This is a genomic window from Selenomonas sp. oral taxon 892 str. F0426, from assembly GCF_000468035.1.
In the GTDB taxonomy this organism is placed as follows: domain Bacteria; phylum Bacillota; class Negativicutes; order Selenomonadales; family Selenomonadaceae; genus Centipeda.
Genome location: NZ_KI260523.1, coordinates 129597 through 146607 on the forward strand (window position 1 = coordinate 129597; position 17011 = coordinate 146607).

At 49.3% G+C, this 17011-nt stretch carries 13 protein-coding genes; all 13 read right to left on the reverse strand.

Going from position 1 to position 17011, the window contains the following annotated elements; genetic code table 11:
* Nucleotides 1–27: 27 nt before the first annotated feature.
* The 13 genes from HMPREF1992_RS01620 to cobO all read right to left on the reverse strand — a co-directional run bounded on the left by HMPREF1992_RS01620 (nucleotide 28) and on the right by cobO (nucleotide 16998).
* Entirely contained in the window at nucleotides 28–963 is a 936-nt protein-coding gene (locus tag HMPREF1992_RS01620; protein ID WP_021684065.1) for an HlyD family secretion protein, read from the reverse strand.
* 61 nt (nucleotides 964–1024) lie between these two features.
* Complete coding sequence (gene alaS, locus HMPREF1992_RS01625) at nucleotides 1025–3643, reverse strand: alanine--tRNA ligase (protein ID WP_021684066.1); 2619 nt, start codon at nucleotides 3641–3643, stop codon at nucleotides 1025–1027.
* Nucleotides 3644–3775: 132 nt separating this feature from the next.
* Nucleotides 3776–6364: a DNA translocase FtsK gene (locus tag HMPREF1992_RS01630; protein WP_021684067.1), complete on the reverse strand. Its 2589-nt coding sequence runs from the start codon at nucleotides 6362–6364 to the stop codon at nucleotides 3776–3778.
* Between the two features lie 76 nt (nucleotides 6365–6440).
* Nucleotides 6441–7718, reverse strand: a complete 1278-nt coding sequence (locus HMPREF1992_RS01635; protein WP_021684068.1) for an amidohydrolase — start codon at nucleotides 7716–7718, stop codon at nucleotides 6441–6443.
* An 11-nt stretch (nucleotides 7719–7729) separates the two neighbouring features.
* Nucleotides 7730–8971: an adenosylhomocysteinase gene (locus HMPREF1992_RS01640; protein WP_021684069.1), complete on the reverse strand. Its 1242-nt coding sequence runs from the start codon at nucleotides 8969–8971 to the stop codon at nucleotides 7730–7732.
* Nucleotides 8972–8982: 11 nt separating this feature from the next.
* Nucleotides 8983–9552 carry a cob(I)yrinic acid a,c-diamide adenosyltransferase gene (locus HMPREF1992_RS01645; protein WP_021684070.1) on the reverse strand — a complete coding sequence of 190 codons (570 nt, stop codon included), beginning with the start codon at nucleotides 9550–9552 and terminating at the stop codon, nucleotides 8983–8985.
* Nucleotides 9552–11621: a polyribonucleotide nucleotidyltransferase gene (locus tag HMPREF1992_RS01650; RefSeq protein WP_021684071.1), complete on the reverse strand. Its 2070-nt coding sequence runs from the start codon at nucleotides 11619–11621 to the stop codon at nucleotides 9552–9554. The genes HMPREF1992_RS01645 and HMPREF1992_RS01650 overlap by 1 nt, the downstream gene beginning before the upstream one ends.
* Nucleotides 11622–11754: 133 nt before the next feature.
* On the reverse strand, nucleotides 11755–12021 hold the full coding sequence (gene rpsO, locus HMPREF1992_RS01655) for a 30S ribosomal protein S15 (RefSeq protein ID WP_021684072.1): 267 nt from the start codon (nucleotides 12019–12021) through the stop codon (nucleotides 11755–11757).
* An 84-nt stretch (nucleotides 12022–12105) separates the two neighbouring features.
* Nucleotides 12106–13065, reverse strand: a complete 960-nt coding sequence (locus HMPREF1992_RS01660; RefSeq protein WP_021684073.1) for a bifunctional riboflavin kinase/FAD synthetase — start codon at nucleotides 13063–13065, stop codon at nucleotides 12106–12108.
* A gap of 39 nt (nucleotides 13066–13104) precedes the next feature.
* Nucleotides 13105–14016, reverse strand: a complete 912-nt coding sequence (gene murB / locus HMPREF1992_RS01665; protein ID WP_021684074.1) for a UDP-N-acetylmuramate dehydrogenase — start codon at nucleotides 14014–14016, stop codon at nucleotides 13105–13107.
* Complete coding sequence (locus HMPREF1992_RS01670) at nucleotides 14009–14509, reverse strand: tRNA (cytidine(34)-2'-O)-methyltransferase (protein WP_021684075.1); 501 nt, start codon at nucleotides 14507–14509, stop codon at nucleotides 14009–14011. The genes murB and HMPREF1992_RS01670 overlap by 8 nt, the downstream gene beginning before the upstream one ends.
* A gap of 114 nt (nucleotides 14510–14623) precedes the next feature.
* Nucleotides 14624–16276, reverse strand: a complete 1653-nt coding sequence (gene ilvD, locus HMPREF1992_RS01675) for a dihydroxy-acid dehydratase (protein WP_037358002.1) — start codon at nucleotides 16274–16276, stop codon at nucleotides 14624–14626.
* A 173-nt stretch (nucleotides 16277–16449) separates the two neighbouring features.
* Complete coding sequence (gene cobO, locus HMPREF1992_RS01680; protein ID WP_255346835.1) at nucleotides 16450–16998, reverse strand: cob(I)yrinic acid a,c-diamide adenosyltransferase; 549 nt, start codon at nucleotides 16996–16998, stop codon at nucleotides 16450–16452.
* Between the last annotated feature and the right edge of the window lie 13 nt (nucleotides 16999–17011).

Genomic DNA, 17011 nt, shown 5'->3' on the forward strand with positions numbered 1-17011 from the left:
TAGCATATACGAAAACACACACATCAATCAAGAGGAAAAATGCAGCACAATGTTCTTCTCTTCCCTTGCTGTTATGTCAGGAGGAACAGATATACGAACACTTTTTTTATCACCGTTCTCTGTGTCAGCATCAACGATATCCTCTACTGTCCCCTGCACAGACAGACCATTCAGCTCATATCGGACAATCTGCCCCAAATAAACTAGATCCACATCCTCGACGGGGATTTCTGCCTCAATCCAGCAGTTCTCCACAATATCCAGAGAGAGAATATTACCCCCGTTCTCTACGTGTTCCCCTTCTTTTACAAAAACCCGCGACACATTGCCTTCTCTGGACGCAAAAAGACCTATAGTACCTGTGTTATCACACGCCTTTAGCAAGGCCTCCTCCGCTTTTTTCAACTGCTCTTCCGCCGCTTGTATGATTTTTGGATCCTGTACTCTGACATCCTGTCCACTCCCTCGAGCTAGCGTATTTTTTTCTTGTTCATATGCCGCAACGGCCTCATTTCTTTTGGCTGCGCTGACTGCCCCCATCTCATATAATTCGTTCATGCGCTCCATACGTACTCGAGCCGCATCCAGATCTCCTGTTTGTGAGGGGGTGTTCTGAGGTACCGCCGCTCCATATCGTATTTGTTCGACATTTTTTTTTGCGAGTTCGACATTCTTTTGCAAACGATCGAGTTCTTCATCTAAAAATACGTTCTGCACTGTGACGAGGAGCGTTCCCTGCATCACGTGTGCGCCTTCCTCTATATGTATTTCTTGGACAATCAGCGGATTGGCTGCCTGCAGTTGGCTTTGTTCATAGACAAGGCACGCATTTGTTACTGTAAAATCATCCGATCGGTCTGTTCTATGAAGCAAGATAAAAGAAACGCAAAAAACGATGACCAGAAAAAAGATGATGGATAAATACATTCTCTTTTTTAGGAGTTTTGTAATATCGTTTTCCATAGGTTTCCCCCTAAAAAAATATGGCTGTCAACAACGTGACAGCCATAGGTCAATACGTGATTTAAGCAGAAGCCTGCTGAAGTATGACAGCAACCGCCTCATCAAAAGCCTGAGGGAGTTGTTCCGGGTTCTTTCCGCCGGCTTGTGCCATATCAGGACGTCCGCCGCCGCCGCCGCCAACTGCTTTTGCAGCTGCCTTGATGATATTGCCCGCATGAGCCCCCAGCTTTACTGCTGCCTTATCTGCCTTGACTACCAGGCTGACCTTATCATCGATAACAGCCCCGAGAACAACGATTCCGGAATCCAGTTTCTCACACGTCAGATCCGCAATATTACGCAGTTCGTCCATGGAATCGACATTGGCTTTTCCGACGACCACATGGAATTCCCCAACTTCCTGAACGCCCATAAGAAGCTTCTGTGCATCTGCCTTGTCACGGAACTCGGCAAAGCTGCGCAGCTGTTCCTGCATGGACTTTCTCTCGGTCATGAATTTGTCAACCTGCGCAACAAGATCTTCCGATCTTGTCTTCAGTTTCTGTGAGAGTTCCTGCACAGTCCGTGCCATTTCGCCAGCATACACGCATGCAGCACGTCCGGTAATCGCCTCAATACGGCGCACGCCTGCTGCAACCCCCGATTCACTGACAATCTTGAAGAGACCAATCTGTCCGGTGTTTGTCACATGAGAACCACCGCACAGCTCAATGCTGAAGTCTGGAACACGGACAACACGGACAACATCACCATACTTCTCTCCGAAAAGTGCCATAGCGCCAAGCGCCTTCGCTTCGTCTATCGGCATCGTGGCGATATGAAGATCGCTCGAACGCAAAACTTCCTCATTGACAAGTTCCTCGACATCGCGCAGCTGCTGCTCGCTCACAGGCTCAAAATTCGTAAAGTCAAAGCGCAGCCGCTCCGGTGTAACGAGAGAACCCGCCTGCTGCACGTGATCCCCCACAACGCGCCGTAGTGCCGCATGTAGGAGATGGGTTGCCGTGTGGTTCCGCGCAGACGATAGTTTCTTCATTGTATCGAGGCAGATTTCTACGGCGTCGCCACGCTGTATCTGCCCCTCCTCAACATATGCGAGATGATAGACCGTTCCATCGGGCAGTCTCTTTGTATTGTTGACGGAAAGATATCCAAGATCGCTGCGCAGGACTCCCTCATCCCCGACCTGTCCGCCGCCTTCCGCATGAAATGGCGTCGTGCTCAGGATAATTCCGGCACTTTCTCCATCACGAAGCGAATCGACGAGTTCTCCTTCACGCCAGATCGCAACAACCACAGCCTTTGTGGCCGCAGCATCTTCGGTCAGACTGCTGGTATCCACCCCTGAGAGATCAGGAACAGAAACAGCCTGATTTTCTGCACGTGCGCTTCTTGCACGTGTACGCTGCTTCTCCATCTCCTGCTGAAAGCCCTCAGCGTCCAAGGTAATTCCGTTTTCATGAAGCATCTCCTCGGTAAGCTCCCGCGGAAAGCCATAGGTATCATAGAGCTTGAATCCGACGGCGCCGCAGAGTACCGTCTCGTTGGCAGCCTTCAAACTCGCAACCTCATCACTCAGAAGCTCGATTCCCTGTGCCAGCGTAGAAGCGAAACGATCCTCCTCCACACGGATAACACGCTTGATATAGTCCTGTTTTGCAAGAATATCGCTGAAATCCTTCGCATCACGGAAAATCTCAACGACTGCATCCACAGCTCCGTCAAGGAAGGGCTTGGTTATCCCAAGCATACGACCATGTCGAATTGCACGGCGAAGTGTGCGGCGCAGAACGTATCCACGTCCTTCGTTTGACGGCAGGATTCCATCCATAATCATGATGGCAACGGAACGCGCATGGTCTGCAATGACCTTGAGTGAAATGTCCTTTTTCGGATCTGCACCATAGGACACACCCGAAATTTTGGATGTGTATTCGATGATCGGATAGAGAAGATCCGTCTCGAAGTTTGTTTTCTTGTTCTGCACAACAGAAGCAAGCCTCTCCAAGCCACAGCCCGTATCAATATTCTTGTGTGCAAGGAGATTGTACTCGCCGTCCTCTGTGCGATCATACTGGGTAAAGACAAGATTCCATATTTCGAGAAAGCGGTCACAGTCACAGCCGACACCGCACGTCGGCTCACCGCAGCCGCGCTCCTCACCAAGATCAATGTAGATCTCGGAATCCGGGCCGCAAGGACCTGGACCAATTTCCCAGAAGTTATCCTCCAAAGCTACGATATGATCCGGCAATACATCGGTCTGCTCCAGCCAGATGGTACGAGCCTCGTCATCTTCCGGATAGATGGAAACCCAGAGTTTGTCTTTGGGAAGTTCGACAACCTCCGTCAAAAATTCCCACGCCCATGGAATCGCTTCCTTCTTAAAATAATCACCGAAGGAAAAGTTTCCCAGCATCTCAAAGAAGGTCTGATGGCGCGCTGTACGCCCGACATTCTCAATATCGCCTGTACGCACACAGCGCTGACAAGTTACGATTCGGTTTCTGGGCGGTTTCATCTTGCCCGTGAAAAAGGGCTTCAGAGGTGCCATACCGGCACCAATCAAAAGAAGTGTAGGATCATTATCCGGAACAAGGGAGTAACTGGACAAACGAAGGTGATCTTTTTTTTCTGCAAAAAACTGCAAATATGCTTCTCGCAGTTCATTTCCGGTCATATACTTCAACGTAATCGCCCTCCTAAAGCCATGTTCGTAAGGAACTGAGTGTGCGTAAGTATAGCATAAAATCAAGGAAAAATATAGGAATCTATGATCCTCGAATTGGTATACATGATGCTATTCCTCATACTACATAAGGCCTTTTATTAGTTCTTTTGCCTGTTCTGATGTCATGAGGATTTCCCGCGGCTTATTGCCGCCAGCACTGGCACCAATGATATGCAGTTCCTCCATCGTATCGATCAAGCGTGCGGCTCTTGTATACCCAACACCGAGTCTGCGTTGAATATTCGATGTAGACGCCTGTCCCGTAGACATAACAATTTCTACCGCATCTGGGAGAAGCTGATCTTGTTTGATCTGTCCAGCATCTTCCTCCGCGTTCTCATCTTCCGCCGCTTCGCTCTCCATGAAGTCAATGAGTTCTTCATTCTCACTGATTTCCTGTCCCTGTGAACGGATATAGTCCAGAAGCATTTCCACTTCCTCGTCGCTGATAAATGCTCCCTGCACACGGATGGGCTTGGAGGCTCCTTGCGGTGAGAAAAGCATATCGCCCTTCCCAAGCAAGGTCTCTGCTCCGCCTCGATCCAGAATGGTACGTGAATCCACCTGTGAGGAAACAGCAAAGGAAATGCGCGACGGCAGATTTGCTTTGATAATACCCGTGATAACATTGACCGATGGGCGCTGCGTCGCAAGAATCATATGGATTCCTGCAGCACGAGCTTTTTGCAGGATTCGACAGATGGCATCCTCCACATCCTTGGGTGAAACCATCATGAGGTCAGCAAGCTCATCAATTACAATGACGATGAGCGGAATCTTTTCTTCCGGGTAACGACGATTGAACGACTTGATATCACGAACACCGTGATTTGCGAAAATCAGATAACGTTTCTCCATCTCCTGCACTGCCCAATTCAGTACGGAAGACGCTTTCTTTGGATCGGTCACAACAGGAACCATCAAATGTGGAATCCCGTTGTAATTCGAGAGTTCGACCATCTTGGGGTCAATCAGGATGAACTTCACTTCATCCGGCGTTGCCTTGAATAGAATACTCGATATGAGCGTATTGATGCATACCGATTTACCGGAACCCGTTGCACCTGCCACGAGAAGGTGTGGCATTTTCCCAATATCCGCAAAGATAGCCTGTCCACTGATATCCATGCCAAGACCAACGGTGAGTTTTGATGATGCCTCTTGAAACTTAGGATTCTCCAAGACCTCACGAAGTTGAACACTCTCCAATGTACGGTTTGGAATCTCGATGCCGATTGCTGCTTTGCCAGGAACCGGCTCAATGCGAACCGAGGAGGTTGCAAGCTGCAGGGCGATGTCCTCTGCAAGATTTGTAATCTTGCTCACCTTTACCCCTGGTGCAGGTTCCAGATCATAACGCGTAACCGCAGGACCATGACAAAAGCTGATAACCTTTGCATTCACATGGAAGCTCTCGAGTGTCTGTTGTAAAACATGTGCATTTTCTTTGATTTCCTGAGCCAAGGTCTCGTTTTCTTTCTTGATGTGTTTGGAAAGAATGTACGTAACTTTGGGAAGTTCATAGGGGCGCTCGCCCGATTCATCTGCAATGGAGTCTATCGGATCCACAGAGGGTTGAGCGATCGGCACGAGAAGACTTTCTTCTGTCGAGGAAGGTATGGAGTCATCCTCATTATGTGGAACATCTTCACTTGATTTCTCCTCCTCAGGCATGTGCTCATCCAACATAACAGGAGAAATAATTGCGTCGTATTTCTGTGTTTCTGACGCTATTTCATAGTTAAATGGGAACTGTACAGAAGCAGTTTCCTCTTCATTGAGAGGAATCGACGCCTTTTCTGCGACAAATGTCTCACTTATCTCATGTGCAGGCTCTGTTTCAGGCACTTCATTTTCTTCGTTTGAAACAAATTGTATTTCTGGTTCAGAAGCGGTCGTTTCTGAAACTTCCTCCCGTTTGTTGGATGGAGAATGCTCTTCTTTTTCATTTGCAAACATCGGATCATTTGCCTGATTATACGGAACAAAAGGAAGCGCATCATGAACGATCATCGGCGTCTTCTCTTCAATCTTCTCTGCCGTAGCGCTTACTTTTTCGCGCGTTGTTTGGAGTGCTGCACCTGCGGCATTTGCCCCTCTCTTTGCCTGTTCTTTGGTTTTGAAATAGCCGGATGCAAGTGACCATGTAGTCGCCAAAAGAGCTGAGCCGACGATGATTGTGCTGAGCAGAATGATCGCGCCATCCACTCCAAAGCAAGCCCGTAATAAGAAGAGAAATCCTCCGCCGATAAGTCCCCCACCATCTACAAGATTCTGCGGAAGTATTTCCTCATCAACGGGCACAACAATGTGATGCCATACAGCAAGAAGAGAAACAAATAATCCAATGACGCCAAAGAATTTTTTTGTATAGAGTAAACCTTGATGATGTATGATGTATTGCAGGCTGATCAGCGCGATGATCAAAAGAGCGAAGGGAGTCCCCCAGCCAAACAAATAGCGAAAGAAATCCGCAAAAAAGAAGCCAACAAAGCCGACATTCAATCCTAGAATACCAACCGCCGAAACCAGAGAAAAAGCAAGAAGGATAAGACCGATGAGTTCATACTTCCGTCCTGATCCGTTTTGCGCCGTACTCCTCCGCTTGGTAGAGACAGACCGCGACGTTCGTCGGCCAGAACTTTTCTTTCCCAAAAACAATCCCTCCATATCACATTATGCCCCCGCCCTAAGAGAGCGGAGGCATAGCAAATGAAATCACCTTTGTCTACAATACAGCAGTATACTATTTTGTCAGCCGATCTGCAACTTTTTGGGCTTCAAACAGAATACGTTCTTCATCCAATGTCTTGATTACACCATTCTCCATGAGGATTCTCCCGTCCACCATCACCGTATCAACAGACGAGGACTTTGCAGAGTATGCGAGGAGTGACACCGGATTATAGCACGGGGTCCATGCTGCTCCATGCATGGAGAAAAGTACAATGTCCGCCTTATCACCCGTCTGCAGACGTCCGACATCATGGAGAGAAAGTGCCTGCGCGCCATACTCCGTCCCCATCTTGACCGCAGTAAGTGCCGGAACGGCAAGTGGGTCGAGCGTGTGTACTTTATGCAGCAATGCGGCAAGCTGAACCTCATCCAGCATATCCAGATTATTGTTGCTGGAAGTACCATCCGTACCGAGGGCAACACAGATCCCCTCCTCCAGCAAGCGCGGCACAGGAGCCGTTCCGCTGGCGAGCTTCATATTGCTGCCCGGATTGTGAGCAACGCGAATATGATTCCTCTTGATGATATCGAGGTCCTCATCGTCCAAATGCACGCAGTGCGCGGCAAGCGTTCCATTCTCAAACAGCCCCGTGGAGGCAACATGTGCAAATGGACGTTTTCCGTACTCCTTGATACAGTTCTCCACCTCGCCCACAGTCTCCGACATATGGATATGGATTTCTGCTCCAAGGGCTTGTGCCTTCGCGGCGACTTTCTTCAAGTAGTCCGGCGGACAGGTATAGAGGGCATGAGGTCCAAACATGACGGTGATACGCCCCTGTGCTGCTCCATGAAAATTCTCATAGAGTGCTGCATTTTCTGCGAGTTTTTTTTCGCTGTCCGGCGCGACGCCGATAAGACCTCTTGAGAGCACACCGCGCAGACCGGAAATCTCAACGACCTCAGCAACACGTTCCATATCCGGTCCGTACATATCGGCAAATGCCGTCGTTCCGCTGCGAATCATCTCGACTGCAGCAAGCATAGCTCCCCAGTAAATATCATCAGAGCGAAGTTTTGCTTCGATCGGCCAGATCATCTGCTCCAGCCAATCCATCAATTTCATATCGTCTGCATAGCTGCGCAGGAGTGTCATGGACGCATGCGTATGCGCATTGACAAATCCGGGGATCGCAAGATGTGCCGTTCCATCAATCGTATGATCTGGTTGAAAGTCGGCAGGAACGGTCCCCACTGCCGTGATCCGATCATCGGTAACGGCAATATCGGCAGCGGATGTTGTCCCATCGGGCAAAAGAGCGGTTACGTTTGTGATCAGCGTATTCAAAACAATCTCTCCTATGCCAAGCCAAGATATTCTTTCTGGTCTGCACTCAGCTCATCAAGGGAAACACCGAGGGAATTCAGTTTGATATTCGCAATCTCGACATTGATCTCATCCGGCATGAGATGAACGCCCTTCTGCATCTCTTTTCCATGTCGGACAAGGTGGAGCGCAGAGAAGAACTGTACACCAAAGGAAAGATCCATGATCTCTGCAGGATGCCCGTCTCCTGCCGCAAGGTTGACCAGTCGGCCTTCTGCCAAGAGATAGAGCCGACGTCTATCCGGCTGAACGAACTCTCTGATATTGTCGCGTACTATTCCATTGGATACGGAGCACTCCGTGAGTTCCGGAATGTTGATCTCAACGTCAAAATGACCGGAGTTCGCCATCATGGCGCCATCCTTCATCACATCGAAATGCCGCTTGCAAAGGATGTCCTTGTTTCCTGTAAGTGTCAGGAAGATATCGCCAACCTTCGCAGCTTCGTCCATCGGCATGACATAGAAGCCGTCAAAGACCGCCTCGATTGCCTTGATCGGATCCACTTCCGTGATGATGACATTGGCACCGAGTCCGCGTGCACGCATTGCACCGCCCTTGCCGCACCAGCCATAGCCAGCGATAACGACCGTCTTGCCTGCGATGACAAGATTCGTCGTACGCATAATGCCATCCCATGTGGACTGACCGGTTCCGTAGCGATTATCAAAGAGATACTTGCAGTATGCGTCATTTGCGGCAATCATTGGAAATTCAAGCTTGCCCTGACGCTCCAGCGCCTTGAGACGATGCACACCCGTTGTCGTTTCCTCCGAGCCGCCAATAAGTGCCGGGAGAAGTTCTCGGCGGGTCGTATGCAGCATATCAACCAGGTCACCACCGTCATCAATGACGATATCTGGCTGAATATCGAGCGCCTTGTTGAGGAATACAGAGTATTCTTCCTCCGTGCATCCATGCCATGCAAAGACATGAATCCCCTCTTCCACAAGTGCAGCCGCAACATCATCCTGGGTAGACAGGGGATTGCTTCCCGTGACAGCAACCTCTGCACCAGCATGCTTGAAGATCGTCGCCATATAGGCAGTCTTTGCTTCAAGATGCAGCGTAATGACCATCTTGATACCAGTAAACGGCTTCGTTACCGAATACTCCTTATCGGCTGCTGCCATCACCGGCATAAAGCGCTTGACCCAGTCAATCTTTGCATGACCGGATGGCGCAAGTTTAATATCCCGAATCATTGATTCCATAAAAATCTCCCTTAATTTTCAATTCCTTTGCGTGCACCGATTCCACGTTCGTAGTAGTGGCGCACTTCACGCATTTCCGTGATAAGATCTGCGCGCTCGAGCAGCCATTCAGGTGCATTTCTTCCTGTGCAGACAAGCTCTGTTTCATCAGGAAGAATTTGCAGAAAATTTTCCATCTGCGCTCTCTGCAAGAGTCCAAATGAAAGAGCAATATTGATCTCGTCCAAAATGATGAGATCTGCCTCTTTTTTTGCGGCTACATCCATCACACGTTCGAATCCGGACGTAAGTAAGGTAACATAAGCCGCAGGAGGTTTCCCTTTGGGAAAAATGACAACATCCTCTCCTAGAAGTTCCTTTGCTTTTTCATCCATCATCCCCTCTTCTGCAACGAAGAAGGGCTTTCCGCTGGTTTCGAGCATCATATTGGGCATTGCGCGTAAGATGTCCTGCTCACTATACGCCAGGCTCTTCATGAACTGCATCATGAATACACGATGTCCCGCTCCGAGAGCACGTATGGCAAGACCAATTGCAGCCGTTGTCTTTCCCTTGCCGTTCCCTGTATAGACCTGAATCATCAGAGGAGTGCCTTGTGGCTGACGTTGATGCGTCCCTTCTCATCGATTTCGATGACCTTGACCTCGAGTTGATCGCCGATCTTGACAACATCTTCGACGCTTTCCACGCGGTGTTTTGCAAGCTGTGAGATATGACAAAGTCCTTCTTTTCCGGGCAGGAGTTCAACGAACGCGCCAAATTTTAGGAAACGCGTGACACGTCCCGTATAGACCTCTCCGACCTCTACCTCACGCACAATATCCTCGATCATCTTGCGGGCGCGATCCATTGCGTCTGTATTTGGCGATGTAATGAAGATATTGCCATCCTCATGGATGTCGATATCAACGCCCGTTTCATCGATGATCTTACGTACGACCTTGCCGCCCGTTCCAATGACATCACGGATCTTCTCAATGTCGATGGTGATGGTCTCTACGCGCGGTGCGTACGGAGAAAGTTCCTCTGCCGGCTTGTCAATGCATTCGAGCATCTTCCCAAGAATGAACGCACGTCCCTGCTTTGCCTGTGCCAGCGCAGATGCAAGAATGTCCCGTGTAATCCCGGCAATCTTAATGTCCATCTGAATTGCCGTAATCCCCTTGGATGTGCCGGCAACCTTGAAGTCCATGTCTCCGAGAGCATCCTCCATTCCCTGAATATCCGTCAGGATTGAGTAATCATCCCCATCGCGCACGAGTCCCATTGCAACGCCGGAAACGGGACGCTTGATTGGAACACCAGCACACATAAGGGATAGAGTACTCCCGCATACACTTCCCATCGAACTAGAACCATTCGACTCAAGGATTTCCGAGACAAGGCGAATCGTATAGGGGAAGTCCTCAATCGACGGGATCATAGGAAAGAGAGCGCGTTCTGCCAGCGCCCCATGCCCAATCTCGCGGCGTCCGGGGCTGCGCATCGGACGCGCCTCGCCAACGCTATAGCCCGGGAAGTTATAGTGATGAAGATAGTGTTTCGTCGTTTCAGGACCGAGACCGTCAATAATCTGCTCATCCCCGATGGAACCAAGCGTAGTGACAGTAAGTACCTGCGTCTGACCTCTCGTAAAGAGACCCGAGCCATGCGTACGTGGCAAAATTCCAACCTCGCAGCTGACAGGACGTACCTCGTCCAGCGCACGTCCATCCGGACGAATTTTTTCGTGCGTGATCATGTGGCGGACAATGCCCTTTTCGATCTTGTAGAGAATCTGCGCTATCTCCTTCGCGGCGTCCGGATACTCTTCGACGAAATGTTCTACCGTCTCTGCTTTGATGGAGGAGATATCTGCATCACGCGCAAGTTTATCGCTATTGCGTGTTGCTGCATCGAGACGATCTTCGGCATAAGCACGCACTTTGGACTCAAGTTCCTCAGAAACAGAGAAGATTGCGGGAACAATCTTTTCTTTTCCACACGTGCTTTGGATATTTTGCTGGAACTCGACAAGACGACGAATCTCGGCATGACCAAATAAGATCGCATCAAGGATGATTTCTTCAGAAAGTTCGTTTGCGCCCGCTTCCACCATCATAACAGCATCATAGGATCCCGCTACAGTGAGGTTCAGATCCGAAACGGCACGCTGCTGCTCCGTCGGATTGATGACGAATGCTCCATCGACATAGCCGACACGCACGCCTGCAATCGGTCCCATAAAGGGGATATCGGATACAGTGAGTGCACAGGAGGCACCGATCATTGCGGCGATCTCCGCCGGATTGTCCTGTTCAACCGAAAGAACGGTCGCAACGATTTGGACATCATTCCGAAAACCATCAGGAAAAAGAGGTCGGATGGGACGGTCAATCAGCCGTGCGCACAGCACAGCATCGTTGCTTGGACGTCCTTCTCTCTTAATAAATCCACCGGGGATCTTTCCGGCAGCATACATTTTTTCTTCGTAATCCACCGTCAGAGGGAAGAAATCGACGCCCTCACGCGGTGCACTTGAAGCAGTTGCCGTAACCAAGACAACGGTATCGCCATAACGAACCAAAACAGCTCCGTTTGCCTGTTTTGCCATCTTTCCGTGTTCTATGGTTAGCTTTCGTCCGCCCAGTTCAATCTCGAAACACTGCATACATATCCTCCTAGGTTCCTCTACTTCTACTCGTTCCATATGACAAAAGCATTCGACAAAATATCCTGGAATCCTTGTCCCGATAGCAAAAAAGCGGGGAAGCCCCCGCTCTTTTCTCTCTGTGCTTGAAATATTACTTACGCAGATTGAGCTTCGTGATAATCGAGCGATAACGCTCAATGTCTGTCTGATACAGATAACTCAGAAGGCGACGACGATGCCCAACCATCTTTAAAAGCCCACGGCGTGAGTGATGATCTTTTTTATGTTCTTTCAGATGTTCCGTAAGATACTGGATACGTGCCGTAAGAACAGCGATCTGGACCTCTGGAGACCCCGTATCCCCGTCATGTACTGCATGTGCCTTGATAATTTCCTGTTTCTTTTCTTGTGTGAGCATATAGAATCCTCCTCATAATTTGCACCTCTGACCAAGAAAACGTCGGATTACTCGTAATCTGAGTCAAGGTTGTGTTAGTGTCCATCATATTACCATAGAAATATTTTCTTGTAAATGAAAAGTTTCTTCGAGTGCATCTACGGCCGCATCCTTATCTGCTGCGATCTGCTGAATCAATTCATCGGCAGATGAAAACCGCTCTTCATTCCGTATTTTTTTATAAAAAGAAATCATGATTTCTTTCCCATAAAGATCGCCCGAAAAGTCCATGATATGAACTTCTAACCGTCGGTCGCACACACCAAATGTAGGATTGTTTCCAATGTTGGCCACTGCACGGTAAAGATCTTTCTGATAAAGAACAGTTACGGCATAGACACCGTTCGGCAGATGCTCAAACTCTTCACGTAGCGCAAGATTCGCCGTGGGAAAACCGAGCTTACGGCCGCGTTCCTGTCCATGAATCACAATGCCCTTAATGGTAAATGGATAGCCGAGATATTCATTTACTTTGGTCAGCGCTCCCTGTGCAATCAAGGTGCGAATCCGGGTGCTGCTTACCGTTGCTCCATCACACATGATGGAGGGGCATACGATCAGGCGAAAGTCAAATACCTCGGAACGCTCCCGCAAAAGCCAGGGAGTTCCCTCCCCTCCTCTGCCAAAGGTATAATTCTCCCCCACGACAATATACTTCGGAAAAAAATACCGCTGCATGAGTCCGATAAAATCATCGGCACTGGTCGCTGCGAACTCAGTGGTAAAAGGAATTTCGACCAAGACATCCACACCAAGATTCCTCAAGACGTGAAGGCGTATGGAATCACTTGAAATACGATGTGGCGCAACGTTCGGAGCAATGACGGCACGCGGATGATTTGCAAACGAAAAAACAAGCGCAGTCCCTTTGATTTCCTGCGCTTTTCGTACAGCCGTCCGAATGATCTCCTGATGCCCGATATGAAGACCATCAAACATTCCGAGCGCAATTACGATATTTGGATACTTTGATACAAAATCAGTAAGCTCTTTATGTTTTTCCATAAGGAAGAAGCATTCTCCTAAAAACCTACCTGTTTTCGACTACGGCTCTCCGATGATACGCAGCTCCGGGAAGAGCTGCACGCCGTGTTTGGTTGAAACACGTTTCTGCACAGCCGTTATGAGCTGCTGTACATCCTGTGCCGTTGCATTTCCAATATTGATGATAAAGCCTGCATGTTTCTGCGAAACCTGTGCACCACCAACAGTAAGCCCCTTTAGCCCTGTTTGCTCAATCAGCGTGCCGGCAAAATATCCGGGGGGACGCTTAAATGTGCTTCCTGCGCTTGGATAAGCCAAGGGCTGCTTGCTTTCCCGACGATAATTCAAATCTTCCATGCGTTCCAGGATCGTATTCCTGTCTGCTGCCCGCAAGTGCAGCCGTGTTTCACAGATCGCATGATCACTGTTCTGGAAAATACTGTGACGATAGCCAAAATCGAGTTCATCAGAGAAATAAAGGCGAATATCTCCGTCTGGAGAAACGGTCTTTACCGAAACGACGACAGATTTCATCTCATCATCATAGGCTCCGGCATTCATGAAGATGGCGCCGCCAATACTCCCTGGAATCCCACAGGCGAACTCAAGCCCTGAAAGACTATTCTTTTGTGCGAACGCAGCAACATCTCGAAGGAGTGCTCCTGCACCAACGATGATATCCGTTCCCTCACGTCTAATGTCTGCCATCTTTCGACCAAAGCGTATGACAAGACCGCGTATGCCACCGTCACGAACCAGTATATTGGAACCATTGCCCAGTAGAGTGATCGGTTCCCCGTACTCCTTTGCCATGCAAATAATCTTCTGCACCTCATCCGTATTCCTCGGATAAAACAGCAGATCCGCAGGACCGCCGATCCGAAACGTCGTATGAAAGCGCAGGGGAGCGTCTGCAAAGAGGCGCGTTGCGTCGAATTCCCCATCGCAAGCACGAATAAAATCCTTATTCATTGGTATCCGATCCCCCATGATAACCCGAGCCGTTTATACGTAAATTGGCAAAAGAGTTCTGACGCAGAGCTTCGTATGCAACAACAGCAACAGCATTCGATAGATTCAAAGAGCGCGCCCCCGCATGCATGGGAATGCGAATGGTATATTTCTCATTGGCAGCCAGCAGGGCCTCCGGTAATCCCGCTGTCTCTTTCCCAAAAACGAGAAAGGAATCCGATGTATAAACAATATCAGAGTAGGCATGTGCTGCCTTGGTTGTACAGAAATAGAAAGGATATCCTTTATACTGCTTTTGAACATCAGCGAAACTGTCATGATAATGTATCTTGACAAGATGCCAATAGTCCAGTCCCGCACGCTTCAAATGTCTATCGTCCGTTGAAAATCCAAGCGGCCGAACAAGATGGAGGTCAATCCCCGTTCCGGCACACAGGCGTGCAATGTTTCCCGTGTTTCCGGGAATTTCCGGCTCGACCAGAACGATGTGCATGTAGTATGAACCTCCACTCTATTACAGAAATAATGCAACGCCATTATAGCGAATTACAGGCATAAAAACAACCCACAGAAGCAGAAACTCCCGTGGGCTGTGAGATTGTTCTTCTTATTGCAAAACTGCACCTGCATTTGCAGATGTTGTCAGTTTTGCATAACGCGCAAGATAACCTGTTTTGATTTTAGGTTCTGGCTGAACCCAATTTGCACGTCGCTTCTCGAGCTCCTCATCACTGATCTCAAGTTCGAGTTTACGATTCGGAATGTCAATCGTAATCATATCGCCGTCCTCGATCAGAGCAATAGGACCGCCTGACATTGCCTCTGGCGACACATGGCCAACGCAAGCACCCTGACTGGCGCCGCTGAAGCGACCATCTGTAATCAGACCGACTTTCAGACCCATCCCTGTGATAACCGCCGTCGGATTGAGCATCTCCTGCATCCCGGGACCGCCCTTTGGTCCCTCATAGCGAATGACAACCACATCCCCATCATGGATCTTCCCCTCCATAATGGCATTGACACCGTCCTCTTCCGAGTTAAAGCACCGCGCCGTACCGTGATAGGTAAGCATATCATCGGCAACCGCCGATGCCTTGACAACGGCGCAGTCTGGTGCGAGGTTGCCGCGCAGAATAGCAAGCCCTCCCTCGGGACGATAGGGATTCTCGACATTGTGAATCACCGTAGGATCCAGAGTCTCTGCGTTGGCGATACGGTCCCTTACCGTTCCCGTAACGGTCAGCGCATCCAAATGCAGCAAATTCTTCTTTGACAGTTCCTTCATTACGGCTGAGATACCGCCAGCCTCATTCAGATCCTGCATATGATGTGTTCCTGCCGGACTCAATTTCGTAATGTATGGTGTTCTCCTACTGATCTCATCGAAGAGCGGCGGTGGGAGTTCGATTCCGGCCTCGTGGGCAATCGCCGTGAGGTGCAGAACCGTGTTCGACGAACCGCCGATCCCCATATCAACCGTGATCGCATTCTCGAATGCCTCACGTGTCATGATATCGCGCGGGCATATATTCTTTTCAACGAGATCGAGAATGACTGTACCTGCCTGCTTTGCGAGTAGACGGCGCTCACCAGTATAGGGCGCTGGAATCGTTCCGTTGCCGGGAAGTCCCATGCCGAGCACCTCGGTCAGAGAATTCATCGTATTTGCTGTGAATAGACCGGAGCACGAACCGCAGCTAGGACAAGCGTGCTCCTCGATTGCAGTCATCTCACGGGCATCCATTTTTCCTGCAGCAAACATCCCGGCTGCCTCGAAAGCCTGACTGACACTGATGTCTCGTCCGCGATGGCGTCCGGCAAGCATGGGGCCGCCGCTGACGAGAATCGCAGGAATATTGAGGCGTGCCGCCGCCATGAGCATTCCGGGTACAACCTTATCGCAGTTCGGAATGAGAACAAGTCCATCGAATCCAGACGCCATGGTAACAGCCTCGATGGAGTCCGCGATCAGTTCACGACTTGCGAGAGAGTATTTCATCCCCGTATGCCCCATGGCAATTCCGTCGCAGACACCGATGGACGGAAACTCAATCGGCGTTCCACCTGCGGCAGCTACACCAAGTTTGACGGCTTCTGCAATTGTGTTCAGATGAAAATGTCCCGGAATAATCTCATTAAACGAGTTGCAGACACCGATCAATGGTTTTTTAAGATCCTCAGAACCATATCCATTTGCATGAAAAAGCGAGCGATGTGCACAGCGTGTTGCTCCCTTTTTTACAACATCACTTCTCATAAAAACTCTCCCAATCTACTACTGTTTATGAAAGATACACGCATTCATAAACAAAGGCATAATTTACAAAGACATGACAGAGATTTTAGCGCATTCCACAATTTTTTTCAATAGCCTAACAAAAGAGAGTTTATCTTACATAGCATACAATGGTTGAATATGCTATAATTGGATTAAAACTCAACGCCTTTCTGGGCTTTGATCCCCCGTTGAAAGGGATGCTTGATAAGATGCATCTCCGTGACAAGATCCGCACGATCGATGAGTTCCTGCGAGGCGTTCCGCCCCGTAAAAATTAGATGCGTGCCATCTGGACGCGCGGAGAACAGTCTTTCCAAATCCCCCGCAGAGATGAATCCGAACGAGTAGGCATAATTAAACTCATCGAGGATGACCATATCCCACACCTCACTCTGAAGTTCGTCCATAGCGGTTTGTAAAAGTTCTGCGGCGGCGCGTTGATGTTCCTCCTCAGCTTTTGCGCCTCTCTGTGAGAACCCGAGCCCGCCCTGACGAATCTCAATGCAGGCATTGAGCGATGCAAGCGCGTCGATTGCCTTGAGTTCTCCATAATTCCAGCTTCCCTTGATGAATTGCAGGATAAGTACGTGCAGGTCATTCCCCCAAGCGCGTATCGCCATCCCAAGAGCTGCCGTTGTCTTCCCCTTTCCGTCACCTGTATGAACAATAATGAGCCCTTTGTTTTCCATAGTGTTCCTCAACTTTCTAAGTATA

Bases quoted from the DNA above. Each gene is read 5' to 3' on its own strand.
- HMPREF1992_RS01620 (WP_021684065.1), bottom strand. From the start codon at position 963: ATGGAAAACGATATTACAAAACTCCTAAAAAAGAGAATGTATTTATCC.
- alaS (WP_021684066.1), bottom strand. From the start codon at position 3,643: ATGACCGGAAATGAACTGCGAGAAGCATATTTGCAGTTTTTTGCAGAA.
- HMPREF1992_RS01630 (WP_021684067.1), bottom strand. From the start codon at position 6,364: ATGGAGGGATTGTTTTTGGGAAAGAAAAGTTCTGGCCGACGAACGTCG.
- HMPREF1992_RS01640 (WP_021684069.1), bottom strand. From the start codon at position 8,971: ATGGAATCAATGATTCGGGATATTAAACTTGCGCCATCCGGTCATGCA.
- HMPREF1992_RS01645 (WP_021684070.1), bottom strand. From the start codon at position 9,552: ATGATTCAGGTCTATACAGGGAACGGCAAGGGAAAGACAACGGCTGCA.
- HMPREF1992_RS01650 (WP_021684071.1), bottom strand. From the start codon at position 11,621: ATGCAGTGTTTCGAGATTGAACTGGGCGGACGAAAGCTAACCATAGAA.
- rpsO (WP_021684072.1), bottom strand. From the start codon at position 12,021: ATGCTCACACAAGAAAAGAAACAGGAAATTATCAAGGCACATGCAGTA.
- HMPREF1992_RS01660 (WP_021684073.1), bottom strand. From the start codon at position 13,065: ATGGAAAAACATAAAGAGCTTACTGATTTTGTATCAAAGTATCCAAAT.
- murB (WP_021684074.1), bottom strand. From the start codon at position 14,016: ATGAATAAGGATTTTATTCGTGCTTGCGATGGGGAATTCGACGCAACG.
- HMPREF1992_RS01670 (WP_021684075.1), bottom strand. From the start codon at position 14,509: ATGCACATCGTTCTGGTCGAGCCGGAAATTCCCGGAAACACGGGAAAC.
- ilvD (WP_037358002.1), bottom strand. From the start codon at position 16,276: ATGAGAAGTGATGTTGTAAAAAAGGGAGCAACACGCTGTGCACATCGC.